Below are 26,081 nucleotides of genomic sequence, written 5' to 3' on the forward strand. Positions count from 1 at the left end.
GGCGCCGGTGGACGGACTGGTCTGTAGACTTGGCCGGGTCGCGAGGGAGGACTGAATGACGCGTACACCCGCCGGCTCCGCCCGGGAGCGCATCCTCGACACCGCGTTCCGGCTCTTCTACGCGTACGGGCCGCGGGGCGTCGGCGTGGACACCGTGATCGCCGAGTCGGGGGTCGCCAAGGCCACCCTCTACAAGCACTTCCCGAGCAAGGACGACCTCGTGCTGGCGTACCTGGACAAGGTCGACCAGGCGTGGTTCGGGGCGCTGCGGGCCGCCGCCCGGGACGCTGGCGACGATCCCCGCGAGCAGCTCGTCGGCATGTTCGACGCGCTGGTCGGGGCCTGCCGCCGGCAGGGGTACCACGGCTGCGCGTTCATCAACACCGCCGCCGAATCTCCGGCCGGTGGCCCGGTGCACGCCCGTACCGTCGAGCACAAGAACGTGGTCCGGGCCTGGGTGACCGACCTGGCCCGGCGAGCCGGGGCGGCCGAGCCCGAACTGCTGGCCCGTCAGCTCACCCTGCTGCTCGACGGCGGGCTGGCCGGCGGGGTGCTGGACGGGGACCCGGCGCTCGCCGAGGCCGCCAAGCGTTCCGCCCGTGCCCTGGTCGACGCGACCCTCGACTGAGCGTGCGGCCGTCGTGGGGCGGTGGCGTGCCGCCGCGTGGTGTCAGGCCCACCCAGGCGTAGCGCTCCAGGTACCGGCGGGACAGCGCCCGGCCGACGTCCGCCTGGTCGGCGACGACCGCGGCGCGCAGCGCGGTGCGGCGTGCGGCGTACTGCTCCAGCCGGGTCCGCAGCTCCGCTACCGGAGCCGCGGTGAAGGGGCCTTCCTCACTCGCTGGCCGGGTGGGGGGCGATCTGCCCCTGACGCAGCCGGGCCGCGCAGAGTTCGGCCAGCCTGGCGTACGCGGTGGCGCCGATCAGCGCGGTCAGCTCCGGGCCGTACGACAGGTACATCGGTTCGGCGCCGACGTGCGCGTCGGTGGAGGAGGTGCACCACCAGTCCAGGTCGTGCCCGCCCGCGCCCCAGCCCCGCCGGTCGAACTCGGCGAGCGTGGAGATCAGCACCTTGGTGTTGTCCGGCCGCTTGTGCCACTCCTGGTCCCGGCGGATCGGCAGCTGCCAGCAGACGTCCGGCTTGTACTCCAGCGGGTGCACCCCGTCCCGCAGTGCCTGGGCGTGCAGCGCGCAGCCGCCCCCGCCGGGGAAGTCGGCGTCGTTGAGGAAGACGCACGGCGCGTCGACGTCCCGGGTGGCCGTACGCCGGGCCGGGTTCTTCCCGTCGATGGTGTCGTTCTCGGTCCAGTTCTTGAAGCCCTTGCGGAAGTGCTGCCAGGTCTCCGGGGTGAGTCGCTTGACCGCCGCCCGGACCCGTTTCTCGTCGTCGGCGTCGGTGAAGAACGCCCCGTGCGAGCAGCAGCCGTCGGCGGCCCGACCGGCGATGATGCCGTGGCAGCCCTTGCCGAAGATGCAGGTCCAGCGGGAGAGCAGCCAGGTCAGGTCGGCCCGGACCACGTGCTTCTCGTCGGCCGGGTCGACGAACTCGATCCACTCCCGGGGGAAGTCCAGCTCCACCTCCCGGCTGCGCGGGTCGTCGGGGTCGTCCACCAGCACCTGCAGCTCGATCTGCCCTGTCACCCGGCCCAGCGTACGCGCGGTGACCCGGGCCGGCCGGCGAGCCGGGGAAAGTGTCTGGCCATAGGGTCAGGAGCATGCGACTGGGTGTTCTCGACGTCGGTTCCAACACGGTGCACCTGCTGGTGGTCGATGCCCACCACGGGGCTCATCCCTGGCCGGCGCATTCGGAGAAGGTGGTGCTGCGGCTCGCCGAGCAGCTCGGCCCGGACGGCGTGCTGACCGACGCGGGCGCGGACAGCCTGGTCAAGGCCGTGGGGATGGCCCGCGCCGCCGCCGACGGGCTGGAGACCGACGACCTGCTGGCCTTCGCCACCAGCGCGGTCCGCGAAGCTACCAACGCCGGCGAGGTGCTGGCCCGGGTCCGCGACGAGACCGGCGTACGCCTGGAGGTGCTGTCCGGCGCGGACGAGGCCCGGATGACCTTTCTCGCCGTGCGACGGTGGTTCGGTTGGTCGGCCGGCCGGTTGCTGGCGATGGACATCGGCGGCGGCTCGCTGGAGTTGGCTGCCGGGATCGACGAGGACCCGGATGTGGCGGTCTCGCTGCCGCTGGGCGCCGGCCGGCTGAGCCGGGAACGGCTGCGGGTCGACCCGTCCGGCACGGTGCCGCCGTCCGCGGAGGCGGTCGAGGAGCTGCGGGAGTACGTCGACGCGCAGCTCGAACCGGTGCTGGAGCAGCTCGCCGGGGTGGGCTGGGAGCGTCCGGTGGCCACCTCGAAGACGTTCCGGACGCTGGCCCGGCTCGCCGGGGCCGCGCCCTCCGGCGCCGGGCTCTGGGCCCGGCGCAGCCTGACCCGGACCGGACTGCGGCAGGTACTGGGTTTCATCCGGCACATCCCGCCGGGGCAGCTGCACGAGCTGGAAGGGGTCAGCGCGGGGCGGGCCCACCAGCTTCTCACCGGGGCGGTGGTGGCCGAGGCGGTGATGCGCCGGCTCGACGTCGACCGCCTGCACATCTGCCCCTGGGCGCTGCGGGAGGGGGTCATCCTGCGCCGGCTGGATCAGCTCGCGCCGATGTGATCCGTGCCGGTCGAGGTGGGCGCTTTGCGGCTGCTCGTCCCGATGCGCCGCGCCGGGGGCGGCTACCCTGAGGGGTGTGACTTCCCACGTCCCGGTGCTCCTGTCCAGTTCCTCGGTGTTCCCTGAGCGCACCGCGGCGGCCTTCCAGCTGTCCGCGGCGCTCGGGTACGACGGCGTCGAGGTGATGGTCTGGACCGACGTGGTGAGCCAGGACCCGGGCGCGCTGCGCGGCCTGGCCGACCACTACGGCGTCCCGGTCCTGTCGGTGCACGCGCCGTGCCTGCTGGTCACCCAGCGCGTGTGGAGCCCCGACCCCTGGGAGCGGCTGCGCAAGGCCGCGGAGCTGGCCGAGACGCTGGAGGCGCCCACGGTCGTGGTGCACCCGCCGTTCACCTGGCAGCGGGACTACGCGCGGAACTTCGCCGAGGGTCTGGCAAAGATCGAGGAGCAGTTCGGCGGGCTGCGCTTCGCCGTGGAGAACATGTACCCGGTGCGGATGGCCGGCCGGCAGTTCGTCCCGTACGTCCCGGGTTGGGACCCGACCGTCACCGGCTACCGCTCGTACACCCTGGACCTGTCGCACTGTGCCGCCTCGCACACCGACGCGCTCGCGATGGCCGACCGGATGGGCGCCGGCCTGGCCCACGTGCACCTCGGCGACGGCACCGGCGAGGGCCGCGACGAGCACCTGGTACCCGGCCGCGGCGGTCAGCCCTGCGCGGAGCTGCTCCGCTCGCTGGCCGGCCGGGGCTTCACCGGCTCGGTCGCGGTCGAGGTCACCACCCGGGGCGCGAAGAGCCGCGCCGTGCGCGAGGCCGACCTGCGCGAGGCGCTCGAGTTCGCCCGCGCCAACCTCACCGCACCCTCCCCGGTCAGCTGACCGGGGAGAGCGACTCCGCCTGGGTGGGGACGCTGACCTGCTCACCGACGGCGGCCCGCTTGCGGGCCCGGTGCGCGGCCACGTGCGAGCGGGTCGCACAGCGTTCCGAGCAGAACCGCCGGCAGCAGTTCGACGAGGTGTCCAGGTAGACGTTGCCGCAGCGCTCGTCCGCGCAGACGCCGAACCGGGCGCTGCCGTACTCGCACAGCCAGACCGACAGGCCCCAGACGGCGCCGGCCAGGTATTCCGACGAGACCGAGGCGCCCCGGCTGGTCACGTGCATGTGCCAGTCGCTGGAGTCGTGGCCGGAGATGCGCGGCTGCACCGGGAAGGCCTCCAGCATGGCGTTCAGCTCCGCCACCGCCTCACCGTCCCGGCCGGAGGTGCCGTACTCGAAGACGTCGCGCAGGCGCTTCTGCGCCCGCCGGAAGATCGTCAGGTCCCGCTCCGCGACCTCGTCGCGCATCCACCCGCTCTCGTCCGGGAAGAGGGCCCGCAGGTCGTCGAGGTCGTCCAGGCGGGCGTTGACGAGATCAACTCCGGTCCGGGCGTACGCGTCGAAGTTCACGACACCAACGGTAGACGACTCACGGGACACGCGGCGCGTCGATGTAGTGGGGCAGGAACCGCGCGTAACCGTCTGTGATGAGGCTCTCGCTCTCCCGTACACCGGCGCCGGCCGACTCGCCGTCGACGATCCAGCTCCCGAGCACCATCCGGTTGCCGGCGAACTCGGGCAGCGCGCGGAACTCCTGGTAGCAGAAGCCCTCGTCGCCGTAGACGCCCGGATTGGTGATCTCGGTGCCGGCGGTCACGATGCGTACCGAGCCGCCCTCCCGGCCGAGCAGCGGCTTGGCCACGTACCCGGTCATCCCGCGCGGCGAGTCGAGGTACGCCGGCAGCAGGTACTCGTGGCCCGGATACAGCTCCCAGAGCACCGCCAGCAGCGCCTTGTTCGACAGGAGCAGCTTCCAGGCCGGCTCGATCCAGGTCGTCGGGGTGCCCGGCTCCAGGGCCGGCGGCCCGTACGGCTCGGCCAGCATCCACTCCCAGGGGTAGAGCTTGAAACAGGTGGTGATCGGCCGGTCGTCGGCGTCCACGAAGCGCCGCCCGTCCCAGCCGATCCGCTGGATCGGCATGAGCGTGACGTCCAGCCCGGCCTGGCGGGCCGTCTCGGCCAGGTAGCCGGCGGTGATCTGGTCCTCGCCGGACTCCTCCTCCGCGGACCAGACCACGTGCACTCGCGGGTCGTGCAGCCCGGTGCCGATCTTCGCCCACGCGCCGACCAGCCGCTCGTGCAGGCTGTTCCACTGGTCCGCCTCGGGCCGGGTGTGCTCCAGCCAGTACCACTGCACGATGCTCGCCTCGACCAGCGAGGTCGGGGTGTCCGCGTTGTACTCCAGCAGCTTGGGCGGCCAGCTGCCGTCGTACCAGAGGTCGAAGCGGCCGTAGAGGGTCGGCGGCTGAGCCCGCAGCGACTGGGCGACCGCCTCGGCCGCCCAGGCCGGGATGCCGAACTCGGCGTACCGGTTGCGGGCCACGATGTGCTCGGCGGCGGCCACCGACATCCGGTGCAGCTCCTCGGTCGCCTCCTCCAGTCGGAGCACCTCGTCCAGCTCGAAGGCGTACGCGGCGGTCTCGTCCCAGTACGACATGATCTCGCCGCCGGGCAGTTCGGTGTCGACGTACACCAGGCCCTGCGACCGGATGGTGGCGTCCCAGCCGGGGCGTGGCGGGCTAGCCTCCCGCCGCACGTCAGCCCCCGCAGGAGGCGAGGTAGGTGCCGAAGCCACCCCGGTCCGGCAGCGCCGCGACCGGGGCCGGGGTGTCCCGGGCGGCGGCCGGCGCGGGGACGCGCAGGGCCAGCGCGACGGTGTCGGCGCCACCGCCGGCCGGGCCGAGGGCGCAGTCGTCATCGTCGTCGTAGCCGCCGTTGCAGCCGGACAGGGCGAGCGCCAGGACGGTCAGCGTGCCGAGCTGGACGGTGGCCGACCGGAGCCGGCGGTGGGGGTGAGGTTCCACGTGCTCCGTTCTAGCGGACGGCCGCCAGATCGGCGGCCCCACGGCGGGGCCGGAACGCAGCGTGACGTTGGCCGCCGCCCCTCGGCGCGGGTACGCAGGCGGGCGTTACGCTCGGCGCATGCTCCGTTCCGTCATCCTCGCCGCCTCCCGGTCATCCCAGGTCGAGCGGCTCGTTGCGACGGCCCCGTTCACCCGGGACGTCGTCCGCCGGTTCGTCGCCGGCGCCGGCACCGACGACGCGCTGCGCGCTACCCGCGCACTCGTCGCGGACGGCCAAGCGGTCACCCTCGACAACCTCGGCGAGGACACCGTCACCCCGGAGCAGGCGAACGCCACCCGGGACGAGTACCTCAAGCTGCTGCGGCTGCTGGGCGCCGCCGGGCTCACCCCGGCCGCCGAGGTCAGCGTGAAGCTCTCCGCGCTCGGTCAGATGTTCGACGAGCAGCTCGCCTACGACAACGCCCGGGCGATCTGCGCGGCGGCGGACGCGGCGGGCACCACGGTCACCCTCGACATGGAGGACCACACCACCACCGACTCGACCCTGGACATCCTCGCCAAGCTGCGTAAGGACTACCCGTCGACCGGCGCGGTGCTCCAGGCGTACCTGCGGCGCACCGAGTCGGACTGCCGGGAGCTGTCCGGCGTCGGGTCCCGGGTGCGGCTCTGCAAGGGCGCGTACAAGGAGCCGGAGTCGGTGGCCTACCAGTCCACCCGCGAGGTGGACAAGTCGTACGTGCGCTGCATGAACGTGCTGATGGCCGGGGACGGTCGCCCGATGCTGGCCACCCACGACCCGCGGCTGATCGCCATCGGCGAGGACCGGGCCCGCTGGTTCGACCGCGGACCGGACCAGTTCGAGTTCCAGATGCTGTACGGCATCCGGCCCGAGGAGCAGAAGCGCCTGATCGGCGAGGGGTACACCGTACGCACCTACGTCCCCTACGGCGACCAGTGGTACGGCTACCTGATGCGCCGCCTGGCCGAGCGCCCCGCCAACCTGATGTTCTTCGGCCGCGCGCTGGTCTCGAAGAAGTGACTCACGCGTTCGACCAGGCCCGGGTGCAGAGCACCAGGCGGTAGCCGTCCGGGTCGGCGAACGTCACCCCCCAGCGGTCCCAGTACGGGCCGGCGGAGACCCTCGTCCCGCCGGCCCGTTCGAGTTTGTCGAGCAGGCCGTCGTCGACCGGCCCGTCCAGGTAGAGCACGAACAGGTCCTCGTCGGTCGGGCGCGGCGCGACGGAGAGCTGCGCGCCGCCGACGAGCTCCAGGTGCCAGCCGGCGCCCGGCCAGCCCAGCATCACCAGGTCGTGCTCGCCGGGCCCCTCGGCCTCGCCCCGGTACAGCACCTCCAGACCCAGGCCCTCGGCCCAGAAGCGTTCGGCGGCGGCGAGGTCGTGGCTGGGTCGGGCGATACGGACGTGGGTGTCTGCGGAAAGCGGCATGCGCACGATCGTGCGATCTCCACTCGACTTGAGGTCAAGCCTTGACGGCAAAAGCTAATGGCATTAGCCTTTTGGCTATGACGATTAGCCGCGTGTCGCGGGACGGCGGAACCATCGCGTACGAGGTGCACGGGGAGGGCCCACTGGTGGTCCTCTCGCACGGCATGGGGGAGAACCGGGCGGCCTTCCGGCACCTGGTGCCCCGGCTGGTGGCCGCCGGGTACCGGGTCGCCTCCGTCGACGTGCGGGGGCACGGCGACTCCAGCGCCCACTGGCCCACGTACGCCCCGGCGGAGGTCGGCGCGGACCTGCTCGCCGTGGTCCGGGCGCTCGGCGGTCCGGCCACCCTGGTCGGCAGCTCGTCCAGCGCGGCGGCCGTCGTCTTCGCCGCCGCCGACGCGCCCGAGCTGGTCAACGGCATCGTGCAGGTCAGCCCGTTCGTGTCGCGGGAGAAGCCGAACCCGGTGATGCGGCTGGCCCAGGCGCTCGTGCTGCGCAGCCCCCGCCTGTTCGGGATGTTCCACCGGACACTCTTCCCGTCCGGACGGCCGGACGACGACGCCGCGTACCGGACGGAGATGGTCGCCAAGCTGCGCGGCCGGATGGCCGCGGTGCGCGGCGTGGTCGAGCCGGTCGAGCCGCACTGGACCACCCGGACCCGGGAGGTACGGCAGCCGGTCCTGGTGCTGATGGGCACCCGGGACCCGGACTTCAAGGACCCGGGCGCCGAGGCGCGGGCCGCCCGGCGGCTCTTCACCACCGCCGAGGCCCGCATGATCGACGAGTCCGGCCACTACCCGCACGCCGACCAGCCCGACGCCACGGCCACCGACCTCGCCGAGTTCCTGGCGGTGACCTCCCGTGCCTAGGGTCGGCCTGACCCCGCAGACGGTGGTCCGCGAGGCCGCCGCGCTCGCCGACGAGGTCGGCCACGACCGGCTCACCCTGGCGGCGGTCGCCGGCCGGCTCGGCGTCGCGCTGCCCAGCCTCTACAAGCACGTAAGGGGCGTCGACGCGCTGCACCAGAAGCTCGCCGTGCTGGCCGTCGGCGAACTGGCCGAGGAGATGACCCGGGCGGTCGCCGGCCGCGCCGGCCGGGACGCGCTGCACGCGGTCGCCGTCGCCTGGCGGGACTACGGCCGCCGGCACCCGGGCCGGTACGCGGCGGCGCAGCAGGTGCCCGACCCGGACGACCCCGAGCACGTGGCGGCCGGCCGGCGCGCCCTCGACGCGGTCTACGCGATCCTGCTCGGATACGGCCTGACCGGCGACGACGCCGTCGACGCGGCCCGGATCTTCCGCAGCGCCGTGCACGGTTTCGTGACCCTGGAGGCGGTGGGCGGCTTCGGCATGCCGCGCGGCCTCGACCGCAGCTTCGACCAGCTGGTGGCCGCACTGGACACCGCGTACCTGGACTGGAGGTCCTGATGAAGGGCGCGCTGCTCGCCTTGATCTTCCTGCTGGAGCTGGCGATGCTCGCCGCCGCCGGCTGGTGGGGGTTCACCCTCGACGCCGGCTGGTCGGTGCGCCTGCTCGCCGGTCTCGGTGCGCCGCTGCTGATCGCCGTCGTGTGGGGCGTGTTCTGCTCGCCGAAGGCCGGCGTGGTGCTGCCCGCCCCGGCCAAGCTCGCCGTGCAGGCCGCCTGCTTCGTGACCGGCGGGCTGCTGCTCGCGCTGGCCGGGCAGCCGGTGCCCGGTGCCGTGCTGGTGGCCCTCTGGGCGCTCGACAAGGCGCTGCTCACCCACCTCGGCGACCCGGTCTGAGTCCGCCCTCCCCGCCGGGCACTCGTGTCCTCCCTTCCAGCCAGCAGGGATGACACCTTTGAGTGCCTACAAACTTGATGTCCTCGACGATTCACCGGGCGGGCCGGGCCGACCGGTACCAGAAGCCGGACCGAGGACCATGACGCAACCGAGGCTCGGCGGGAGGCGTTTGAAGGCGTCGTTCTCCTGACGGGCGGGAGTCCGCTCCGGTGAGTCGGCCGCGACATCAAGTTCGTAGGTGCCGGGAGACGCGTCGTTCGAGTGCACGGTGGTCCGCACCTCGCCGGCGCGCGGTGGGCTCTGGCCGGAACGCCCCGATTGGTCGTACCCTTCGCCGGTGACCGACGGTGACGAGCGGCCCTCCGGCCCGGCTACGGCGAGCCCCGCACCTTTCGCGCCGGCAACGCCGGCCCCGCCGCCGGTGTCGCGGAAGCTGCGGCGACCGCCGCTCTGGGTCGTGGTCGCCGTGGTGCTCGCGCTCGCGGCGTGCGGGGTGTCCGGCGTGCTCCTGGTCGGCGTGGTGGGGGACGCGGCCGGGCGCCCGGCGGCCGGCCGCGCCGACGACGACCCGGCCACGGCCGCCGCCCGCCGGCTCGGCCAGCGGATGACCGCCCAGCTCGACCGGCAGGCCACCGCGCTGCTCGGCGGCGACAAGGCCGCCTTCCTGGCGGTCGCCGAGCCGGCCGCCCGGCCGGCGCTGACCCGCCGGTACGCCGCGCTCCGGGCGCTGCGGGTGACCGTCTGGCGGCCGGCGGCCGAGGGCCTGCCGGCGGCGGTCGACGGGCGGCCGGGTGAGTGGCGACTGTCGGTCGACGTCGGTTACTGCTTCGTGGTGCTCGACTGCGCCCCGAGCACGGTGGAGATCGGCACCCGGTGGCGGCTGATGGGAGAGGAACCCCGGCTGGTCGCCGTCGAGGAGTCCCGGGCGAAGCCGGCCGGCGCCCGACCGTGGGAGATCAGCGACCTCGCGGTGGCGGTCGGGAAGCGGACCGTCGTCGCCACCACGCCCGCCCAGCGGGCCAAGCTGCCCGGCCTGCTCGCGCAGGCGGAGGCCGCCGCCAAGGTCGCCGACCTGTACGCGGTCGACGGCCCGCCGCCGGACCGCTACCTGGTCTTCTACGCCGGCCGGGCGGAGTGGCAGCGCTGGTACGGCGGTGGCCGCCCGAAGTGGACCGCCGGGTACGCGGTCGGGGTCGGCGGTGGGCACCACGACGTGGTGCTGAACGCGCAGATCATCTCGCGGGCCGGCGTCGACGACCTGCTCCGGCACGAGCTGACCCACGCCGCCTCGCTGCCCGACCGGGGCTACTCCGACCGGTCGAGCTGGTGGCTGGTGGAGGGACTGGCCGAGTACGCGGGCGCGGACGGCCAGCCGGTCGACCGCTACGAGGGTCTGGCCGAGGTGCGCCGACTCGTCCGCGGCGGCTGGAACGGCCGGCTGGACTCGCTGGCGCCCGCCGACGACGCGGCCGACGACCGGGTCGGGGGTGCCTACGGCGTCGGCTACCTCGCCGTCCGCCACCTCGTCGACCGGTACGGCGAGCAGCGGGTGCTCGACTTCTTCCGGGCCGTGGTGCACGAGCGGCGATCGCTGGACGCCGCGGCCGACGAGGCGTTCGGCGAGCGGTGGTCCACCCTGCACGACGACTGCGTCGCCTACGTCCGCGCGGTCGCCGGCGGCTGACCCGCACCCAGCCAAGGCCATGGTCCGGGCCGAGCCGCCCAGCCGCGGACCGGGGGACGGCGTGGGTCACCGCCTCAGCTGATTCCGGGGCGGGTGCGGCGTACTCGTACGATCGACGGGTGCGCCGCACCCACTCGCCGCGGCTGCCCGCGGCCACCCGCCCTCGCCTGCTCACCGCCCTCCTCGCCGTCGTCGCGCTGACCGGCACCACCGCCGCCTCCTGCGGTGACGACAAGTCCGGCGTCACCGTGGCCCAGGTCGGCCGGTCCGAGGTGACCGAGGTGATCGACGCGCCGGCCACGGTGACCGCCCGGGCCGCCGCCACCCTCACCGCACCCGCCGACGGCACCCTGGCCAGCCTGCGCGTCCAGCCTGGACAGCGGGTCGCCAAGGGTCAGGTACTCGCCGTGATCGACTCACCCTCCGCCCGGGCCCGCCTGAAGCAGGCCCGGGAGGCGCTCCGCGCGGCCAAGCGGGCCGGCCGGGGCGTCGGCGTCGGGGACCTGGGCGGCAGCCGGCGCGGCACCGACCGGGCCGCCAAGGAGGCGTTCGACGCCGCGCGGCAGGCCGCCGGGAAGATCGCCGACCCGCAGCTGCGGTCCGCGCTGCTGCTCCAGGTCGACTCGGCCCAGCAGCAGTACGAGTCGGCTGCCCGGGCCGCGGATCGCGCGGTCGCCGCCGTGCAGCGCGGCGTGGCCGGCCTGAGCAGCGCCGTCGGCGCGCTGTCGGCCGCGCAGCGCCTCCAGGCCCAGCAGGCGTACGACCTGGCGGAGGCGACCGTCGACGCGTTGACACTGCGCGCCCCGATCGCCGGGGTGGTGCAGCCGGGCGGGACCCGGGCCGCCACCGCGACGGATCTCGGCAGCCTGCTCGGCGCGGCCGGGGGCAACGTGCCCGGGCTCGACCCGTCGGCGCTCGGCGCGACCGGCCAGGGTGGCCCGCCGCCGGGGGTGGACGACGCGGTGCCGCCGGGCGGCCGGGTCACCGCCGGCACACCCGTGCTGACCGTGGTGGACACCGGCCGGCTCGGCCTGCTCGCCGAGGTCGACGAGACCGACGTGCTGCTGGTCAGGACCGGCGTACCCGCCGCCGTCGAGCTGGACGCGGTGACCGGCGCCAGTTACGACGCGAAGGTCCGCTCGGTGGACGTGCTGCCCACCACCTCCGCCCGCGGCGGCGTCACCTACCGGGTCCGGCTCAGCCTCGGCGCGGGGCGGCTCGGCGAGGGGGAAGCCGCGCCGACGCCCCGGCCCGGCATGAACGCGGTGGTCCACCTCCGGGTCCGGGAGGCCGCCGACGCGGTGGCCGTACCGGCCTCGGCGGTCTTCTCCGCCGACGGCCGGGACGCGGTCTGGCTGCTGCGGGACGGCAAGGCCGACCAGGTGCCGGTCACCGTCGGCGTGCAGGGACAGGACCTGGTGCAGATCGTCGACGGCGTGCAGGCCGGGGACCGGATCGTGGTGCGCGGGGCCGACCAGGTGCACGACGGTCAGGAGCTCGGGTGAGCGCGGTGCCGCGGGTCGGCCGGTGACCGCCGTGCTCCCCTCCGGGGTGCCGGCGATCGAGGCGGTCGACGTGTCCCGGACGTACCAGCTGGACGGCGTGTCGGTGCCCGCCCTGCGGGGGGTCTCGCTGACCATCGACCCCGGCGAGTACGCGGCGGTGATCGGACCGTCCGGCTCCGGCAAGTCCACCCTGATGCACCTGCTCGGCGGGCTGGACCGGCCCACCGGTGGCCGGTTGGTGATCGGCGGCCGGGACGTGGCGACCCTCTCCGCGCCCGAGCTGGCGACGCTGCGCAACCAGACCATCGGCTTCGTCTTCCAGGCGTTCCACCTGCTGCCCCGGACCTCCGCGGTGGACAACGTGGCGCTGCCGCTGGTCTACCGGGGGGTCGGCGCGCGGCAGCGGCGGGAACGCGCGGCGGCGATGCTCGGCCGGGTCGGGCTCGGGCACCGGCTGGACCACCGGCCCAACCAGCTCTCCGGCGGCGAGCAACAGCGGGTCGCGATCGCCCGCGCCCTGGTCACCGACCCGGCGGTGCTGCTCGCCGACGAGCCCACCGGAAACCTGGACACGGCCACCGGTGAGGCGGTGCTGGAGCTGCTCGAACAGTTGAACGCGGAGTCGGGAGTGGCCCTGGTGATGGTGACCCACGACCAGGAGGTGGCGGCCCGGGCCCGCCGGCGGATCGCCGTCCGGGACGGTCTGATCAGGTCGGACACCGTTCATGATCGACCGCCGTCCGGCCCCGGCGGCCGGCCTGCGACACTGGACGACGCTCCCAGCGCGGAGCCCCGGTCCGCGTCCGGAAGCGGCCCGGGGCACCCGTCCGGTGGCTCCGGTGGCGCCACCGGAGCCACCGGACGCCTTCCGCGCGCGGTCTCCGGGCATACCGCTGGCGGCGGCGACCCCGCCGGACCGCACGTCTACGGTGCCGGACCGGGCGCGGACGCCGCGCGGCCGGGCGAGCCGACCGGGGGCGCCTCGTGAGGTTGGCCGAGGCCTGGCGGGTGGCGCTGGACGCGCTGCGGGCCAACCGGATGCGCAGCGCGCTGACCATGCTCGGGGTGATCATCGGTGTCGCCTCGGTGGTGATCCTGGTGTCCATCGGCACCGGCACCAAGCAGAAGGTCGAACAGCAGGTGGAAGGGCTCGGCTCGAACCTGCTCCTGGTGGTCCCCGGCAAGATCGACGTCGGTACCGCGCCGGTGGTCTCGCCGCTCGACCTCAGGGACGTGGACGCGGTCTCCCGGGTGGTCGGTGACCCGGGGCGGGTGGCGGTCACCGTCACCTCCGGGGCGACCGCCCGCGCCGGCAACCGGTCCGACTTCACCACCGTGCAGGGGGTGTTGGAGACAACTCCGAGGGTCTTCACCCGCTCGCTCGACCGGGGCCGTTACCTCACCGGGGCGGACGTGGACACCAGCCGTCGGGTCGCGGTGCTCGGCGCGTCCGTGGCACGGGCGCTCTTTCCCGACCGCGACCCGCTCGGCCAGCAGGTCGCCCTGGCCGGCGTCCGGTTCCGGGTGATCGGGGTGTTCGCCCCCCTCGGCCAGAGCCTGGGAGTGGACCGGGACGACGAGGTGCACATCCCGGTCACCGCCGCGCAGCGGCTCTGGGGCACCCAGCGGATCGACGGCATCGCGGTCAAGGCCCCCGACCGGGAGCGGATCGACCAGCTGGGCGACCGGATCGTCGCCGAGCTGTCCCGCCGGCACCCGGACACCGAGTTCAGCGCGGTCACCCAGGAGCAGATCCTCGGCGTGCTCGGCGACATCCTCGGCGTGCTCACCGGGGTGCTGGCCGCGATCGCCGGCATCTCGCTGCTGGTCGGTGGGGTCGGCGTCTCCAACATCATGCTGGTCTCGGTACGCGAGCGGACCCGCGAGATTGGCCTGCGCAAGGCGGTCGGTGCCCGGCCCCGGGACATCGGGGTGCAGTTCCTGCTGGAGGCGGTGCTGCTCACCTCGATCGGCGGGTTGACCGGGATCGCGCTGGGCGTGGGCGTATCGGTGCTGGTCGACGCCGTCTCGCCGATCCCCGCGGCGATCACCTGGTGGTCGCTGGCGCTCGCGTTCGGCGTCTCGGCGGCGGTGGGCATCGTCTTCGGCGTGGTCCCGGCCCAGCGGGCCGGCCGGCTGGACCCGGTGGTGGCGCTGCGTGCGGAGTGACACCCGGACGCCGCTGGGGCGAGTTGGCCGAGGGGCGCGCTCCCACGAACCGGACGGGCCGCCCGGCCGGGTAGAAAACGGCAGGTCAGCATGGGGTGATCGGGGGACATTCCATGATCATTAGAAGGAAGGGATCGCGCCGGTCACAGCCGCCCCGCTACCGTACTGGTAACACGCGCGTTGCCCGTCGTGGCCGGAATCAACCTGTCCCGGTGGCACGCGCCGGGCATGGGAATGGGTCGGTGAGCCATGGCCGGGTCGCAGTCTGACGCACGGCTGTCGGATGTCAGGTTCCTGACCGTTGCCGAGGTGGCGACGGTCATGCGGGTGTCCAAGATGACGGTCTACCGTCTCGTGCACAGCGGTGAGCTCACCGCGGTGCGGGTCGGCCGGTCGTTCCGGGTGCCCGAGCACGCCGTGCACGAATACCTCCGGGGCGCCTTCCAGGAGACCGCCTGACGCATCGGTGGCCAGGCCGTCGAGTGCGACGAAAGGGGCATCGACGGGGCCGCGTTGGTCCTGCTGACGCTCTCCGGCTACCCTGGACCCCGACCGTGACCGCACCCTGGTGTGCCCTGCCCACCACGCCGGTCCGGTCCGTTGTCCGCAAGCGGTCACCGGCGCCACCCGCGGTGGTGTCTCCTGGTCCGCCCCGCACGTTGCATCGAAAGGCTGTCGTATGGGCTCGGTGGTCAAGAAGCGCCGCAAGCGCATGGCTAAGAAGAAGCACCGCAAGCTGCTGCGCAAGACCCGCGTCCAGCGTCGCCGCCTCGGCAAGTGACCGGAGCCGGGCCCCCGCCCGGCATCCGGCACCACTTGCCAACTGTCGACCCTCGGAGGCACAGGTGATCAGGCCGTGGACGTCCCGGCTCGATCCCGCCTGCCGGGCAAGGCGCACGACGTGACCCCCGGTGGCACCCCAGGTGCTCCGGGGGTCGTCGTCGTGACCGGGGTCGGTCGCTACCTCGGCGCGCACGTCGCCGCCCGCCTCGCCGCCGACCCGCGCATCGAACGGGTCATCGGGGTCGACCCGGCCACCCCGAACCCCGAGTTCACCGAGCTGCTGGCCGGGGTCGAGCGGATTCGACTCGACCTCGACTCGCTCGGCGGCCTCCTGGTCGACCTTGACGTCGACGCGGTGGTGCACCTGGCCCTGGTCAGCGCCCCCGACCCGCAGCAGGGCGGTCGGGCGGCGATGAAGGAACAGAACGTCATCGGCACCATGCAGCTGCTCGCCGCCTGCCAGCGGGCGCCCCGGCTGCGCAAGCTCGTGGTCCGCTCCTCGACCGCCGCGTACGGGGTGTCGTTCCGCGACCCGGCCGTCTTCACCGAGGAGACCGAGCCGCGCGAGGTGCCGCGCGGCGGGTTCGGCCGCGACATCCTCGACATCGAGGGGTACGTCCGCGGGTTCCGCCGCCGGCGCCCCGACGTCACCGCGACCGTGCTGCGCTTCGCGCCGTTCATCGGCTCCACCGCGGACACCACGCTCACCCGTTACTTCTCCCAGCCGGTCGTGCCCACCGTGTTCGGTCGGGACCCGCGACTCCAGTTCGTCCACATCGACGACGCCCTGGCGGTGCTGCACCGGTCGATCGCCGAGGGTCACCCGGGGACGTACAACGTGGCCGGGCCGGGAGTGCTCTCGCTGTCCCAGGCGATCCGGCGGGCCGGCCGGGTGGCCGTGCCGGTGCTGGAACCGGGCCTCGCCGGGGTGGCCGCCGTCGCCCGCAGCCTGGGCTTCGGCCGGTACGGGTTGGACCAGGTCGACCTCTTCGTGCACGGTCGGGTGGTGGACACCACCAGACTCGAGCGGGAGTACGGCTTCACGCCCCGCTCGACCGCCGCCGCGTTCGACGACTTCATCCGCGCCCACCACGGCGGGGTGGTGGTGACCCGGGAGCAGCTCACCACCGCCGAGCAGCTCGTGCTCGAGGGCATCCGTCAGGTCCGGGCCGCCGTACGGGAGCAGTCGTGAGCGGGCCCGAGGAGCGCGGCGAGGCCCGCTACGACGTACCGCTGGCCGTGCCCGCGCCGGACGCGGAGCCGGCGCGGCGCAACGGGCACCGGCACACCGGCACGGCCGCCGCCGATCCGGTGCCGACCGGTGGGCCGGCAGCCAGCGACGAGCCGGACACCGCCGCCGACGAGCCCGCGCGCCGCCGGACGGACGAGGCGGGCGACGCCGCCGACAAGGCCGTGGCGAAGAAGGCCGTGGCGAAGAAGGCCGTGGCGAAGAAGCCGACTACCGGCACGGCGGGCGCGCCGGACGGCGCCGGCGCACCGACGGGCAAGCTGGCGACGGGCCGGCCGGCGCGGAGCGAGGCGGCCGCGCGCGGGTCGGCCGCGCGGGGCGCGGACGAGCAGCCGGGCGCCGGCGGTGAGGTGCCCCCCGGGCCGGCGGTGGCCGACCGGCCGGGGGAGCACTGGGACCGGAAGGTCGCCAAAGGGCTGGCCTTCCTCCGGCGGCGGCTCTCCGGCGAGTACGAGGTCGACGAGTTCGGCTTCGATCCGGACCTGACCGATGCCGTCTTCCATCCGCTGGTCCGGCTGCTCTACCGGGACTGGTTCCGGACCGAGGTCAGCGGGGTGGAGCACGTGCCGGAGGCCGGGGCCGGCCTGGTGGTCGGCAACCACTCCGGCACGGTGGCGCTGGACGCGCTGATCCTGGCCACCGCCCTGCACGACCGGCACCCGGCCCACCGCTACCTGCGGCTGCTCGGCGCCGACCTGGTGTTCCGGATGCCGGTGGTCTCCGAGATCGCCCGCAAGACCGGCGGCACGGTGGCCTGCAACCCGGACGCCGAACGGCTGCTCGGCAACGGCGAGCTGGTCGGGGTCTTCCCCGAGGGCTTCAAGGGCGTCGGCAAGCTCTACTCCGACCGGTACAAGCTGCAACGGTTCGGCCGGGGCGGCTTCGTCTCGGCGGCGCTGCGCACCGGCACACCGATCGTGCCGGTGGCGATCGTCGGCGGCGAGGAGATCTACCCGATGCTCGCCGACATCAAGCCGCTGGCCCGGCTGCTCAAGCTGCCGTACTTTCCGGTGACGCCGACCTTCCCCTGGCTGGGACCGCTGGGCATGGTGCCGCTGCCGAGCAAGTGGCTGATCGAGTTCTGCCCGCCGATTCCCACCGCGCACCTGCGCGACTCGGCGGACGATCCGCTGGTCGTGTTCAACCTCGCCGATCAGGTCCGGGAGACCATCCAGCAGACCCTGCACAAGCTGCTCGAACGCCGACCCGACCCCTTCGGCCCCTAACCCGCCCCGCCCCGCGTCCCGCCGCCGCCCCCGCGCCCACGCTAATTCACGGAAACAGTGGCCATTCCGGCGCGGATGGCCACTGTTTCCGTGAATTAGCGCCCTGAAGGGTGGGTGGGGTCAGTCGGGGCGGTGGTGGCGGCGGCGGTGCAGGGCCAGGCCGGCGGTCACCGCGCCGGCGAGCAGGCCGGCGGCGGCCGTCGACGGAACGGCGATCTTGACTGCCCGGCGTCCGGTACGGAAGTCGCGGACGTCCCAGCCACGCGCCCGGGCCTGGCGGAGCAGCGCCGGGTCCGGGTTGACCGCCACCGGGTGCCCCACTGTGGAGAGCATCGGCAGGTCGTTGGCGGAGTCGCTGTAGGCGGCGCAGCGGCTCAGGTCCAGCCCCTCGACGGCCGCCAACTGGGTGACCGCCTCGGCCTTGGCCGGACCGTGCATGAGGTCGCCGACCAGCCGCCCGGTGTACGCGCCGTCGACCACCTCGGCGATCGTGCCGATCGCGCCGGTCAGCCCGAGCCGGGTCGCGATCACCCGGCCGATCTCCACGGGGGCGGCGCTGACCAGCCAGACCCGCTGGCCGGCGGCCAGGTGCCGCTGCGCGAGCCGGCGGGTGCCGGCCCAGATCCGCGGCGCCATCAGCTCGTCGAAGATCTCCTCCGCGAGCCGCTCCACGTCGTCGACCCGCCAGCCCTGGATGAAGGCGAGCGCCGCCTCCTTGGCCTGGGACATGTCCCCGGCGTGCTCGGTGGCGAGCAGCCGGAACTTCGCCTGCTGCCAGGCGAACCGGGCCAGGTCGCCGGTGGTGAAGTACTTCCGGGCGGCCAGCCCGCGGGCGAACCAGTAGATCGACGCGCCCTGCATCATCGTGTTGTCCACGTCGAAGAAGGCCGCGGCGGTGGGGTCGGGCGCGGGGGTGACCGGGGGTGCCTCCGGGGTCTCCGACCAGCCGGCGGTGTGCCCGTGGACGTCGGTGCTGACCGTCACCTTCCGGGTTCGGGGCACGGCAACCTCCCTCCCCGCGACGACCGCGCTACGCCCTTCGTGTCGAGCCTATCCGGGGGTCCGTGACGGCCGGATGTCCGACGGGAGAAGTGTGGCGTGGATGGCTGCCGCGCGGCGCCAACCGGTCAGCGGTCGGCGGGGCAGGCGGCCGGGGCCGGGCCGAGGGCGTCGCTGGCGGCCGGGGCCGGCAACCCGCAGGCGATCGCCTCGCGGAGCCCGTCCGCCCGCTTGCCCACGGCGTCGAGCAGGGCCAGCGAGCGGCGGGTGCGGTCCTGCTCGGCGTGGTCCGCCCGGTCGAGCAGCCCGCTGACCGCCTGCCGCTGGCCGGTGACGAACGCGTCGATCGCGTCCAGGCCGGTCGGGTCGGAGCGCTGCGCCGCCACCGTGGTCAGCAGGCGTACGCCCTGCCGGGTGTCGGCGTCCATGTCGTCCAGGACGGCGCCGAAGCCGAGCCGGTCCCCGCGTACGGTGGCCGCCTCGTCGAGCCGGGTCCGGGCGAAGTCGAGGAAGAGCTGGCCCCGGCTGACGTTCGAACTGGCCAGCGCGAGCTGGGCGCGTTCCGTGGAGCGCTTCATCCCGTAGAGGGCGTCTCCGGGCAGCGCGTTCTCGCTGGCGGCGGAGATGCCGGAGAGGGCCACCGCCCCGGCGGCGATGCCGACCAGGATCGCGCCCCGGGCCCGCGCCCGCCGGCCGGTCACGGCCGGCAGCAGCGACCCGCGTACGCCGGTTGTGGTCGGGCCGGACTCGGTCTTCGCCGCGGTGCCGACGCCCTCCCGCTCCGCGGTGGCGACGAGCATCGCGCGCAGCCCGGTGCGGAACTTCGCGTCGGCCTCGACGGTCGGCCGGTCGGCGACGAGCCGTTGACTCACCGCGACGAGTGCGGCGAGTTCGTCGTCGCCCGGGGAGCGGAGGTGGTGGCGTCGGCCGCCGTTGGCCTCGTCGAGGAGTTGCGCGAAGCGCTCGGCACGCCGACGGGAGAAGAGGTTGCTGTCCACCGCAGGCACCCCCTCTCGCTGGTCACGGCCGGGTGTGGCCGTCGTCGTGGCCAGCGACCGGTGGCAGCGTGACGCCGACGGTCGCCCGGGATGCCGGACTGTGCCCGCCGGACCGGGTGGCCCGGGGACGCCGGACAACCACTGGTCGCACCCGGAGAAACGGTCCGCGCCGGGTGCCGGTTACGGGCCGACGGGCGGCGAAATCACGAAGCGTGATCGCCGTCACAGGCGGCCGGGGTGCGCGTACCCGCCCGGGTCGGGTCGCCGGGCGGGTAGGGGACTGCTGGGAGCTAGGGCTGGAAGCCGTCGGGCAGGAGCCGGGCCAGCGCCCGGACCGCCCGGTACTGCAACGCCTTGATCGCGCCCTCGTTCTTGCCCATGGCCCGGGCCGTCTCGGCCACCGAGAAGCCCTGCAGGAAGCGGAGCACGATGCACTCCTGCTGCTCCGGGTTGAGCTGCTTGACCGCGGTGAGCAGCGCGACGTTGGTGATGTGCTCGACCACCGCCGCCTCCGGGCTGCCCTCCGGCCCCCGGTCCTCCCGGTCGGCGTCGAGCACGTCGCCGGTGGTGACCTCGAGCCGGTAGCGCCCGGACTTGAAGTGGTCGGCGACCAGGTTGCGGGCGATGGTGACCAGCCAGGCGCCGAGGTCGCGCCCCTGCCAGGTGAAGCTGCCGATCCGCTTGAGCGCCCGGAGGAAGGTGTCCGAGGTGAGGTCCTCGGCGAGCTGTCGGTTGCCGACCCGGAAGTAGACGAACCGGAAGACCGTGTCCACGTACCGGTCGTAGATCAGGCCGAACGCCTCGGCCTCGCCGGCCTGCGCCCGCTCGACCAGGGCCCAGACCTCGATCGCCGGGTCGGACGGGTCTGGGCGGCTCGGGTAGCCGTTGGCCGCGACGGCCGGTACCGCCGGCAGCACGGCCGTGTCGGCGGCTGGTACCGCTGGCAGCACGGCCGTGTCGGCGGCCGGTACCGTCGGCAGCACCGCGGTCTCGGCGGCCGACGGCTCCGGGCTGGCCGGGGCCTCGCCCCGGCGGCCCTGTGCCGGCATGGTCGGCCGGGACGGCGAGCCGAGCCGGCTGCCGGCGGGTTTCGCGTTGCTTCCGGGCACCGCCGGACGGGCCGGCGCCTCGTTGTGGTGGGTGCGGTTGCGGCCCCGCCGGGTCCCCTCGCCCCTTACCGCCGCGAGACTCCACATGCCCTCGGCGGAGCCCCGCTCGAGCCGCTCGTTGACCGGGGTCCGCTGGGTCGGGCCGGTCACCCCGGCCGGCCGTTCGGCGTATCCGAAGGTGGTCACCGTGCCTCCCCGATCCGCACGGGGCACGGCCGCGTCGGACGCGGCGGCGTCGCGGCGGGGCCGGGCACGCCCCGGCCGGACAGGGCCGTTCCGGGACCTGCCGGCGGGCGGCAGGTCCGCTTGAGGTGCTGGTCCAATGCGCTCAGTGGCACGGGGGCCTCCTCGGGCTGAGGGGTGTCGACTCACGGCAAATGGGGTGAGCCGACCCGAGTGATGATAGGGCCAACGTCACCCGCGTGTGGCAAGTCCGTTACACAGGGCGGAAGTATTTCCCGCCCCGTCGCACAACTGGCGGACCCCTTGTCCGTCGTGTGCGGTTGACTTTCGCGTCGATTCCTGGTCCGGAGTGGAAAGTCCAGGTCGGAGCGATTTCCGTGTCGCCATCGGCGTGTCGCGACGACTGCGCCGCGAGGCGGCTTGCGGCTGCCCGTGAACGCCGCCCCACGGGCCGATCCGATCCAGGCGCTCCGGCCTGGGTGTGCCGGCACGCGCCCCGACCGGTCCCGTCCACGGGACCATTCGCCGGGCGGGGGCTCGCGGGCGGGCGTGGTGCGGGGCGCGGGGCGTGGCCGGGCGGACGCGGCTGTGCCAGACTCAGCCACCGTGCAGGACGCAGCAGACAGCTCCGCGCCGAACCTCGCCGCCCGGCTCCGCCGGGCCGCCGTCGCACACGGCGACCGCCCCGCGCTGCACTGGCGCGACCGGACCCTGACCTGGTCCGAACTGGACGCCTCGGTCACCGCCACCGCCCGTGCGCTGGCCGTCGCGGCGCCACCGTCGCCCGGGGACACGCGTCCGCCCCGGGTCGCGATCGCCTTCGGCAACACCCCGGACTTCGTGGTCACGTACCTCGCGGTGCTACGCGCCGGCCTGGTGGCGGTGCCGGTCAACCCGGGCTTCACCGCCCGCGAGCTGCGGCACGTGCTCAGCGACTCGGGAGCCGCCGTGCTGGTCTGTGCCGCCGAGGTCCGGGACCGGGTCGCCACCGACGAGCTGCCCGCGCTGACCGCCGTGTACACCGCGCCACCGGTCACCTACGGTGACGATCCGGTGGACCTGTCCACCCGCGGCGGGAACGACCTCGCCGTCCTGCTCTACACCTCCGGCACCGAGGGCCGACCCAAGGGCGCGATGCTGTCCCACCGCGCTCTGGCCGCCAACCACGAGCAGATCGGCCGGATCACCCCGCCGGTGGTCGGCCCGGACGACACCGTGCTGCTCGCGCTGCCGCTCTTCCACGCGTACGGGCTGAACTCCGGGCTGGGGGCCGTGGTGCACCACGGCGCGACCGGGGTCCTCGTCGACGAGCCCGGCCCGACCGGTGGACTGGCCGAGATCGCCCGGCACCGGGTCAGCGTGCTGGTCGGCGTACCGTCGATGTTCCTGGGCTGGGCCGACACGGAGGGTGACGTCGCGGCGGCGCTGGCCTCGGTCCGGGTCGCCGTGTGCGGCGCGGCACCGCTGCCGCCCGCGGTCGCGGCACGCTTCACCGAACTCACCGGACACCCGGTGCATGTCGGGTACGGGCTCACCGAGACCGCGCCGGTGCTCACCTCCACCCTGGTCGACGGGGAGCCCCGAGGGGGCTCGGTCGGCCGCCCGCTGCCCGGCGTCGAGCTGCGCCTGGTCGGGCCGGACGGTGCGGACCTGTGGCGGGACGGCGTGCCCGCGGCCGAGGAGGACGCCGACGAGCTGAACCTCTCCGACGACGCGTCGGGCACCGACCCCGGGCAGATCGTGGTACGCGGCGCCAACCTGTTCAGCGGCTACTGGCCGGACGGGCGGGGCGGGCCGGACCAGGACGGCTGGTGGGCCACCGGTGACGTGGCCTACGCCGACGGAGACGGGAACCTCTTCCTGGTCGACCGGCTCGGCGAGCTGATCCTGGTGAACGGCTTCAACGTCTACCCGCACGAGGTGGAGCTGGTGCTGGAGGCGCACCCCGGGGTGGCCGAGTCGGCCGTCCTCGGGGCACCGCACCCGCGGACCGGCGAGACTGTGTGGGCGTACGTGGTGCGGGTGGCCGGTTCCCCGGTGACGGCGGAGGATCTGCTCGGTCACTGCGCGCGTAACCTGGCCCGGTTCAAGTGCCCGACCGCCGTCGAGTTCGTCGACAGCCTGCCGTACTCGGCGATCGGCAAGGTACGCAAGACCGAACTCCGCCCGGCGGCACCTCCGGTGCCCGCCCCGGCGCCGCCGACCGAGATCCGCACGGAGGTATCCGATGTCCAGTGACGCCCGGCTCGCCCTGATCACCCGGCCCGGCTGCCACCTGTGCGAGGACGCCAAGGCGGCGCTCGACCGGGTGGTGGCGGTCACCGGCGACCGCTGGATCGAGAAGGACGTGACCGGCGACATCGAGCTGGAACGCGAGTACGGCGACCGGCTGCCGGTGGTGCTGCTCGACGGCAAGGAGCACGGCTACTGGCGGGTCGAGGAGGAGCGCCTGCTGCGGGACCTGACCACCCCGCAGCTCTGAGCCGCCCTACAGTGCAGCGATGACCACTGCACGGCGCAGCCACCTGGTGTGGGACTGGAACGGAACCCTCCTCGACGACCTCGACCTGGTGGTACGGGCCACCAACGTCGCCTTCGCCAGCGCCGGCGGCCCGGTGGTCAGCGCCGACGAGCACCGGGTGCGGTTCCGCCGGCCGATCGCCGACTACTACGCCGAGATGCTCGGCCGGGCGGTCGACGACGAGGCGTTCGGGGCGCTGGACCGGATCTTCCACGAGGCGTACCGGGCCGGGCTGACCAGCTGCGCGCTCGCGGCCGACGCCACCGCCGCGATCGCCGCCTGGCCGGGGAGCCAGTCGCTGCTGTCCATGTGGTTCCACGACGAGCTGGTCCCGACGGTGCACACCTACGGGCTGACCCCGCACTTCGCCCGGGTGGACGGGCTGCGGGCCGCGGTGGGCGGCGGGCCCAAGGCGGAGTGGCTGGAGAAGCACCTGGCCGAGCTGGGTCTCGACGGGCGCGAGGTGGTGCTGATCGGCGACTCGCTCGACGACGCCGACGCCGCCGGGTCCGTCGGGGCCACCTGCGTCCTCTACACCGGCGGGCTCTCCGACCCCGCCCGCCTGCGCGCCTCCGGCCACCCGGTCGCGGACACCCTGACCAAGGCCGTCACCCTCGCCCGCACCCTGCCCTGACCCGGTTCCGCCCGCCGGGCGGCGACCCCGGTCAGGCGCGCAGGTGGGTGAGGACGGCCAGGACACGGCGGTGGTGGGTGGTCGCGTCCGCGGGAAGGTCGAGCTTGGTGAAGATGTTGCGCACGTGCTTCTCGACCGCGCCGTCGCTGACCACGAGCGCCCTCGCGATGGCGGTGTTCGAGCGGCCCTCGGCCATCAGGGCGAGCACCTCCCGCTCCCGCGGGGTCAGGCTGCCCAGCGGATCGTCGCGCTGCCGCCGGACCAGCAGCTGACCGATCACCTCCGGGTCGAGCACCGTCCCACCCGCGGCCACCCGGTTCAGCGCGTCGAGGAACTCGTCGACGGCGGCCACCCGGTCCTTGAGCAGGTAGCCGATGCCGCCCCCGCCGGCCCCGCCGGTGGTGGCGAGCAGGTCGTCCGCGTACGACACCTCGACGTACTGGGAGAGCACCAGGACCGGCGTACGCGGCACCCGCCGGCGGGCCTCGACGGCGGCCCGCAGCCCTTCGTCGGTGTGCGAGGGCGGCATCCGCACGTCCACCACCGCCACGTCGGGCCGGTGCGCCACCACCGCCTCGATCAGGGCGTCCCCGTCGCCGACGGCCGCCAGCACCTCGTGTCCCGACTCGGTCAGCAGCCGGATCAGCCCCTCCCGGAGCAGTACGGCGTCGTCCGCGATCACCACCCGCATGGGTCCGGTGTCTACCACGTCCCCGTCCTCCGTGGCGGGCCACGGCGGGCCGGGACGGACCGGCCGGTCGGCCGGGTTCACCGCGGCAGCTCGGCCCGGACCGCGGTCGGGCCGCCGGCCGGGCTGGCCACCTCCAGCGTGCCGCCGACGGCCCGCACCCGGTCGGCGATGCCGCTCAGCCCGTGCCCCTTGGCCAGGTGGGCGCCGCCCACCCCGTCGTCCTGGACGTCGATCTCCAGCCGGCCCACCTTCCGGGCCACCTCGACCCGGCAGGCGGTGGCCGCGCTGTGCTTGGCCACGTTGGTCAGCGCCTCGGCCACCACGAAGTACGCGGTGCTCTCCAGCGCCGGGTCCAGCCGGCCGCCGGGCCGGCCCAGGCCGTCGTCGACCACCAGTTCGGTGGGGATCAGGGCGCGGGCGGCGAGCGCGGCCAGGGCGCTGGGCAGCCCCCGGTCGACCAGGATCGGCGGCGCGATCCCCCGGGAAAGGGCGCGCAGCTCGTCGAGCGTCTCCCGGGTCTGGGCGACCGCCTCGTCCAGGGTGCGCCGGGCGGCCTCCGGGTCGGCGGCGAGCTGCTGGCGGGCCCGGCCGAGGTCCATGGCGAGGCGGACCAGGCGCTGTTGCGGGCCGTCGTGGATGTCCCGCTCCAGCCGGCGCAGCGCGGACGCCTCGGCCGAGGCGGCGGCCCGTTTCTGGTCCTCCAGGGTGCTGATCCGGTTGCGCATCTCGGCCACCCCGGTCAGCAGGGAGCGGGCCAGCCCGGCCTGGGCCCGGGCACAGCCCCGGGCCAGCAGCGGCAGGGTGAGCAGGAAGAAGATTCCGATCGCCGTGTTCAGCGCGACGCGCGGGCCGGCCCCCTCGCCCATCCCGAGCAGCTCGCTGAGGTCCTGGTCGCCGGGCCCACGGGGGATCGCCCAGTCGTACGCGAAGTAGAGGGTGCCGGCGACACCGCCCACCCACCAGATCAGCACCAGGGCGAAGGTGGGGAGCGTCACCAGCAGCTTCACGAAGGCGTGCAGCAGGTCGAGCCAGGACTGCGGGTCCCGCATCGGCGTCGCGAGCCGGCGCCAGTAGCCCGCCCCCGGCTCGGGTGCCAGGTAGACCGGGCGGACCCGGGGTTGGCGGAGCACGGCCGGGAGCCGGAGCCGTTCGAGGTCGGCCAGCGCCCGGGCCGCGTAGAGGGTGCCGGCGAGCACGGGCAGCCCGAGCGTGGTGACCAGCAGCCCGGCGGTGAGTGAGATCCCCGCCACGGCCAGCACGAAGCCGACCAGCGCCAGCGGCAGGCCGACCAGCACGTACCCGGTGTCGCGGAGGAGTTGCCGGACGAGACCGGGGGCGGGCGTGGCGGAAGTGGGCCGGGTGGCCAGTGGTGCGGCGGTCATGTCCCGAGGCTATGGGCCGGCGCCCGCTCGGTCCCATCCCGTACGCCGGTCTCTCCGGGGTGGGGTTGTCCCCACCCCGGCGTGAGACGCGCCTCGCCCCGACGGTGACACACCGCAATCGAGCGCGCGCGATTGGTCAGAGAAGTCGGGATTGAGCAATAATCGACGAGCGGCGCCG

The 26,081-nt window shown here is 74.3% G+C and carries 27 protein-coding genes and 1 pseudogene; 18 read left to right on the plus strand and 10 right to left on the minus strand.

Annotated features, from left to right (window positions below; translation table 11 throughout):
* The first annotated feature begins 55 nt into the window (after positions 1-55).
* Positions 56-628 (plus strand): TetR/AcrR family transcriptional regulator, encoded by a 573-nt coding sequence (locus tag ACL02O_RS10530; protein WP_412817817.1) that lies wholly within the window; start codon positions 56-58, stop codon positions 626-628.
* A gap of 206 nt (positions 629-834) precedes the next feature.
* Here ACL02O_RS10530 and ACL02O_RS10535 read toward each other — a convergent pair whose 3' ends face one another.
* On the minus strand, positions 835-1,641 hold the full coding sequence (locus ACL02O_RS10535) for a hypothetical protein (protein WP_412817818.1): 807 nt from the start codon (positions 1,639-1,641) through the stop codon (positions 835-837).
* A gap of 74 nt (positions 1,642-1,715) precedes the next feature.
* Between ACL02O_RS10535 and ACL02O_RS10540 the strand changes: the two genes are divergently transcribed.
* Positions 1,716-2,660: a Ppx/GppA phosphatase family protein gene (locus ACL02O_RS10540; RefSeq protein ID WP_412817819.1), complete on the plus strand. Its 945-nt coding sequence runs from the start codon at positions 1,716-1,718 to the stop codon at positions 2,658-2,660.
* Between the two features lie 76 nt (positions 2,661-2,736).
* Complete coding sequence (locus ACL02O_RS10545) at positions 2,737-3,540, plus strand: sugar phosphate isomerase/epimerase family protein (RefSeq protein ID WP_412817820.1); 804 nt, start codon at positions 2,737-2,739, stop codon at positions 3,538-3,540.
* On the opposite strand, the gene ACL02O_RS10550 is transcribed toward ACL02O_RS10545, so the two are convergent.
* The 3 genes from ACL02O_RS10550 to ACL02O_RS10560 are packed head-to-tail and all read right to left on the minus strand — an operon-like array spanning position 3,533 to position 5,562.
* Entirely contained in the window at positions 3,533-4,108 is a 576-nt protein-coding gene (locus ACL02O_RS10550) for a CGNR zinc finger domain-containing protein (protein WP_412817821.1), read from the minus strand. The genes ACL02O_RS10545 and ACL02O_RS10550 overlap by 8 nt on opposite strands.
* A gap of 19 nt (positions 4,109-4,127) precedes the next feature.
* Complete coding sequence (locus tag ACL02O_RS10555; protein WP_412817822.1) at positions 4,128-5,294, minus strand: glutathionylspermidine synthase family protein; 1,167 nt, start codon at positions 5,292-5,294, stop codon at positions 4,128-4,130.
* Between the two features lies 1 nt (position 5,295).
* A complete protein-coding gene (locus tag ACL02O_RS10560; protein WP_412817823.1) occupies positions 5,296-5,562 on the minus strand; it encodes a hypothetical protein in 267 nt (88 codons plus the stop codon).
* 118 nt (positions 5,563-5,680) lie between these two features.
* Between ACL02O_RS10560 and ACL02O_RS10565 the strand changes: the two genes are divergently transcribed.
* Positions 5,681-6,601, plus strand: coding sequence for a proline dehydrogenase family protein (locus tag ACL02O_RS10565; protein ID WP_412817824.1), 921 nt, complete (start codon positions 5,681-5,683; stop codon positions 6,599-6,601).
* A gap of 1 nt (position 6,602) precedes the next feature.
* On the opposite strand, the gene ACL02O_RS10570 is transcribed toward ACL02O_RS10565, so the two are convergent.
* Positions 6,603-7,007 (minus strand): VOC family protein, encoded by a 405-nt coding sequence (locus ACL02O_RS10570; RefSeq protein WP_412817825.1) that lies wholly within the window; start codon positions 7,005-7,007, stop codon positions 6,603-6,605.
* A 77-nt stretch (positions 7,008-7,084) separates the two neighbouring features.
* Between ACL02O_RS10570 and ACL02O_RS10575 the strand changes: the two genes are divergently transcribed.
* The 11 genes and pseudogenes from ACL02O_RS10575 to ACL02O_RS10625 all read left to right on the plus strand — a co-directional run bounded on the left by ACL02O_RS10575 (position 7,085) and on the right by ACL02O_RS10625 (position 17,386).
* Positions 7,085-7,876: an alpha/beta fold hydrolase gene (locus tag ACL02O_RS10575; protein ID WP_412817826.1), complete on the plus strand. Its 792-nt coding sequence runs from the start codon at positions 7,085-7,087 to the stop codon at positions 7,874-7,876.
* Positions 7,869-8,435, plus strand: a complete 567-nt coding sequence (locus ACL02O_RS10580; RefSeq protein ID WP_412817827.1) for a TetR/AcrR family transcriptional regulator — start codon at positions 7,869-7,871, stop codon at positions 8,433-8,435. Before ACL02O_RS10575 ends, ACL02O_RS10580 begins: the two co-directional genes overlap by 8 nt.
* Positions 8,435-8,770 (plus strand): YrdB family protein, encoded by a 336-nt coding sequence (locus ACL02O_RS10585; RefSeq protein ID WP_412817828.1) that lies wholly within the window; start codon positions 8,435-8,437, stop codon positions 8,768-8,770. The genes ACL02O_RS10580 and ACL02O_RS10585 overlap by 1 nt, the downstream gene beginning before the upstream one ends.
* Before the next feature lie 337 nt (positions 8,771-9,107).
* Positions 9,108-10,454: a hypothetical protein gene (locus ACL02O_RS10590; protein ID WP_412817829.1), complete on the plus strand. Its 1,347-nt coding sequence runs from the start codon at positions 9,108-9,110 to the stop codon at positions 10,452-10,454.
* A 119-nt stretch (positions 10,455-10,573) separates the two neighbouring features.
* Positions 10,574-11,959, plus strand: coding sequence for an efflux RND transporter periplasmic adaptor subunit (locus tag ACL02O_RS10595; RefSeq protein WP_412817830.1), 1,386 nt, complete (start codon positions 10,574-10,576; stop codon positions 11,957-11,959).
* Between the two features lie 31 nt (positions 11,960-11,990).
* Positions 11,991-12,824, plus strand: a pseudogene (locus ACL02O_RS10600) (ABC transporter ATP-binding protein); the annotation flags it as partial.
* 119 nt (positions 12,825-12,943) lie between these two features.
* Complete coding sequence (locus ACL02O_RS10605; protein ID WP_412817831.1) at positions 12,944-14,128, plus strand: ABC transporter permease; 1,185 nt, start codon at positions 12,944-12,946, stop codon at positions 14,126-14,128.
* Positions 14,129-14,377: 249 nt separating this feature from the next.
* Entirely contained in the window at positions 14,378-14,587 is a 210-nt protein-coding gene (locus tag ACL02O_RS10610; protein WP_046564428.1) for a helix-turn-helix domain-containing protein, read from the plus strand.
* Positions 14,588-14,807: 220 nt separating this feature from the next.
* Entirely contained in the window at positions 14,808-14,909 is a 102-nt protein-coding gene (locus ACL02O_RS10615; RefSeq protein WP_007465623.1) for a 30S ribosomal protein bS22, read from the plus strand.
* Positions 14,910-15,029: 120 nt separating this feature from the next.
* Positions 15,030-16,103 (plus strand): NAD-dependent epimerase/dehydratase family protein, encoded by a 1,074-nt coding sequence (locus ACL02O_RS10620; protein ID WP_412817885.1) that lies wholly within the window; start codon positions 15,030-15,032, stop codon positions 16,101-16,103.
* A gap of 407 nt (positions 16,104-16,510) precedes the next feature.
* Positions 16,511-17,386 (plus strand): lysophospholipid acyltransferase family protein, encoded by an 876-nt coding sequence (locus ACL02O_RS10625; protein ID WP_412817886.1) that lies wholly within the window; start codon positions 16,511-16,513, stop codon positions 17,384-17,386.
* Between the two features lie 120 nt (positions 17,387-17,506).
* Here ACL02O_RS10625 and ACL02O_RS10630 read toward each other — a convergent pair whose 3' ends face one another.
* The 3 genes from ACL02O_RS10630 to ACL02O_RS10640 form a co-directional block, all read right to left on the minus strand.
* The gene (locus tag ACL02O_RS10630; protein WP_412817832.1) at positions 17,507-18,388 is read right to left on the minus strand and encodes an HAD family hydrolase; all 882 of its coding nucleotides are present in this window, start codon (positions 18,386-18,388) and stop codon (positions 17,507-17,509) included.
* Between the two features lie 125 nt (positions 18,389-18,513).
* Entirely contained in the window at positions 18,514-19,383 is an 870-nt protein-coding gene (locus ACL02O_RS10635; protein ID WP_412817833.1) for a DUF5667 domain-containing protein, read from the minus strand.
* A gap of 290 nt (positions 19,384-19,673) precedes the next feature.
* On the minus strand, positions 19,674-20,678 hold the full coding sequence (locus ACL02O_RS10640) for an ECF subfamily RNA polymerase sigma factor, BldN family (protein ID WP_412817834.1): 1,005 nt from the start codon (positions 20,676-20,678) through the stop codon (positions 19,674-19,676).
* Between the two features lie 603 nt (positions 20,679-21,281).
* Here ACL02O_RS10640 and ACL02O_RS10645 point away from each other — a divergent pair.
* From ACL02O_RS10645 to ACL02O_RS10655, 3 genes are read left to right on the plus strand one after another with little or no spacing between them, the layout of a single operon-like run.
* Complete coding sequence (locus tag ACL02O_RS10645) at positions 21,282-22,913, plus strand: AMP-binding protein (protein WP_412817835.1); 1,632 nt, start codon at positions 21,282-21,284, stop codon at positions 22,911-22,913.
* Positions 22,903-23,157, plus strand: a complete 255-nt coding sequence (locus ACL02O_RS10650) for a glutaredoxin family protein (protein ID WP_412817836.1) — start codon at positions 22,903-22,905, stop codon at positions 23,155-23,157. Before ACL02O_RS10645 ends, ACL02O_RS10650 begins: the two co-directional genes overlap by 11 nt.
* A gap of 19 nt (positions 23,158-23,176) precedes the next feature.
* Positions 23,177-23,830: an HAD family hydrolase gene (locus ACL02O_RS10655; RefSeq protein WP_412817837.1), complete on the plus strand. Its 654-nt coding sequence runs from the start codon at positions 23,177-23,179 to the stop codon at positions 23,828-23,830.
* Between the two features lie 31 nt (positions 23,831-23,861).
* On the opposite strand, the gene ACL02O_RS10660 is transcribed toward ACL02O_RS10655, so the two are convergent.
* Together ACL02O_RS10660 and ACL02O_RS10665 are read right to left on the minus strand one after the other, a co-directional pair.
* Positions 23,862-24,521, minus strand: a complete 660-nt coding sequence (locus tag ACL02O_RS10660; protein WP_412817838.1) for a response regulator transcription factor — start codon at positions 24,519-24,521, stop codon at positions 23,862-23,864.
* 77 nt (positions 24,522-24,598) lie between these two features.
* Positions 24,599-25,903: a sensor histidine kinase gene (locus ACL02O_RS10665; protein ID WP_412817839.1), complete on the minus strand. Its 1,305-nt coding sequence runs from the start codon at positions 25,901-25,903 to the stop codon at positions 24,599-24,601.
* Between the last annotated feature and the right edge of the window lie 178 nt (positions 25,904-26,081).

The organism is Micromonospora mangrovicola (genome assembly GCF_047200535.1).
Classification (GTDB): domain Bacteria; phylum Actinomycetota; class Actinomycetes; order Mycobacteriales; family Micromonosporaceae; genus Micromonospora.

Excerpts from the sequence above, each read along its gene's own strand:
- ACL02O_RS10530 (WP_412817817.1), top strand. The coding sequence starts at position 56 with ATGACGCGTACACCCGCCGGCTCCGCCCGGGAGCGCATCCTCGACACC.
- ACL02O_RS10540 (WP_412817819.1), top strand. The coding sequence starts at position 1,716 with ATGCGACTGGGTGTTCTCGACGTCGGTTCCAACACGGTGCACCTGCTG.
- ACL02O_RS10565 (WP_412817824.1), top strand. The coding sequence starts at position 5,681 with ATGCTCCGTTCCGTCATCCTCGCCGCCTCCCGGTCATCCCAGGTCGAG.
- ACL02O_RS10570 (WP_412817825.1), bottom strand. The coding sequence starts at position 7,007 with ATGCCGCTTTCCGCAGACACCCACGTCCGTATCGCCCGACCCAGCCAC.
- ACL02O_RS10575 (WP_412817826.1), top strand. The coding sequence starts at position 7,085 with ATGACGATTAGCCGCGTGTCGCGGGACGGCGGAACCATCGCGTACGAG.
- ACL02O_RS10585 (WP_412817828.1), top strand. The coding sequence starts at position 8,435 with ATGAAGGGCGCGCTGCTCGCCTTGATCTTCCTGCTGGAGCTGGCGATG.
- ACL02O_RS10610 (WP_046564428.1), top strand. The coding sequence starts at position 14,378 with ATGGCCGGGTCGCAGTCTGACGCACGGCTGTCGGATGTCAGGTTCCTG.
- ACL02O_RS10615 (WP_007465623.1), top strand. The coding sequence starts at position 14,808 with ATGGGCTCGGTGGTCAAGAAGCGCCGCAAGCGCATGGCTAAGAAGAAG.
- ACL02O_RS10650 (WP_412817836.1), top strand. The coding sequence starts at position 22,903 with ATGTCCAGTGACGCCCGGCTCGCCCTGATCACCCGGCCCGGCTGCCAC.
- ACL02O_RS10655 (WP_412817837.1), top strand. The coding sequence starts at position 23,177 with ATGACCACTGCACGGCGCAGCCACCTGGTGTGGGACTGGAACGGAACC.
- ACL02O_RS10660 (WP_412817838.1), bottom strand. The coding sequence starts at position 24,521 with ATGCGGGTGGTGATCGCGGACGACGCCGTACTGCTCCGGGAGGGGCTG.
- ACL02O_RS10665 (WP_412817839.1), bottom strand. The coding sequence starts at position 25,903 with ATGACCGCCGCACCACTGGCCACCCGGCCCACTTCCGCCACGCCCGCC.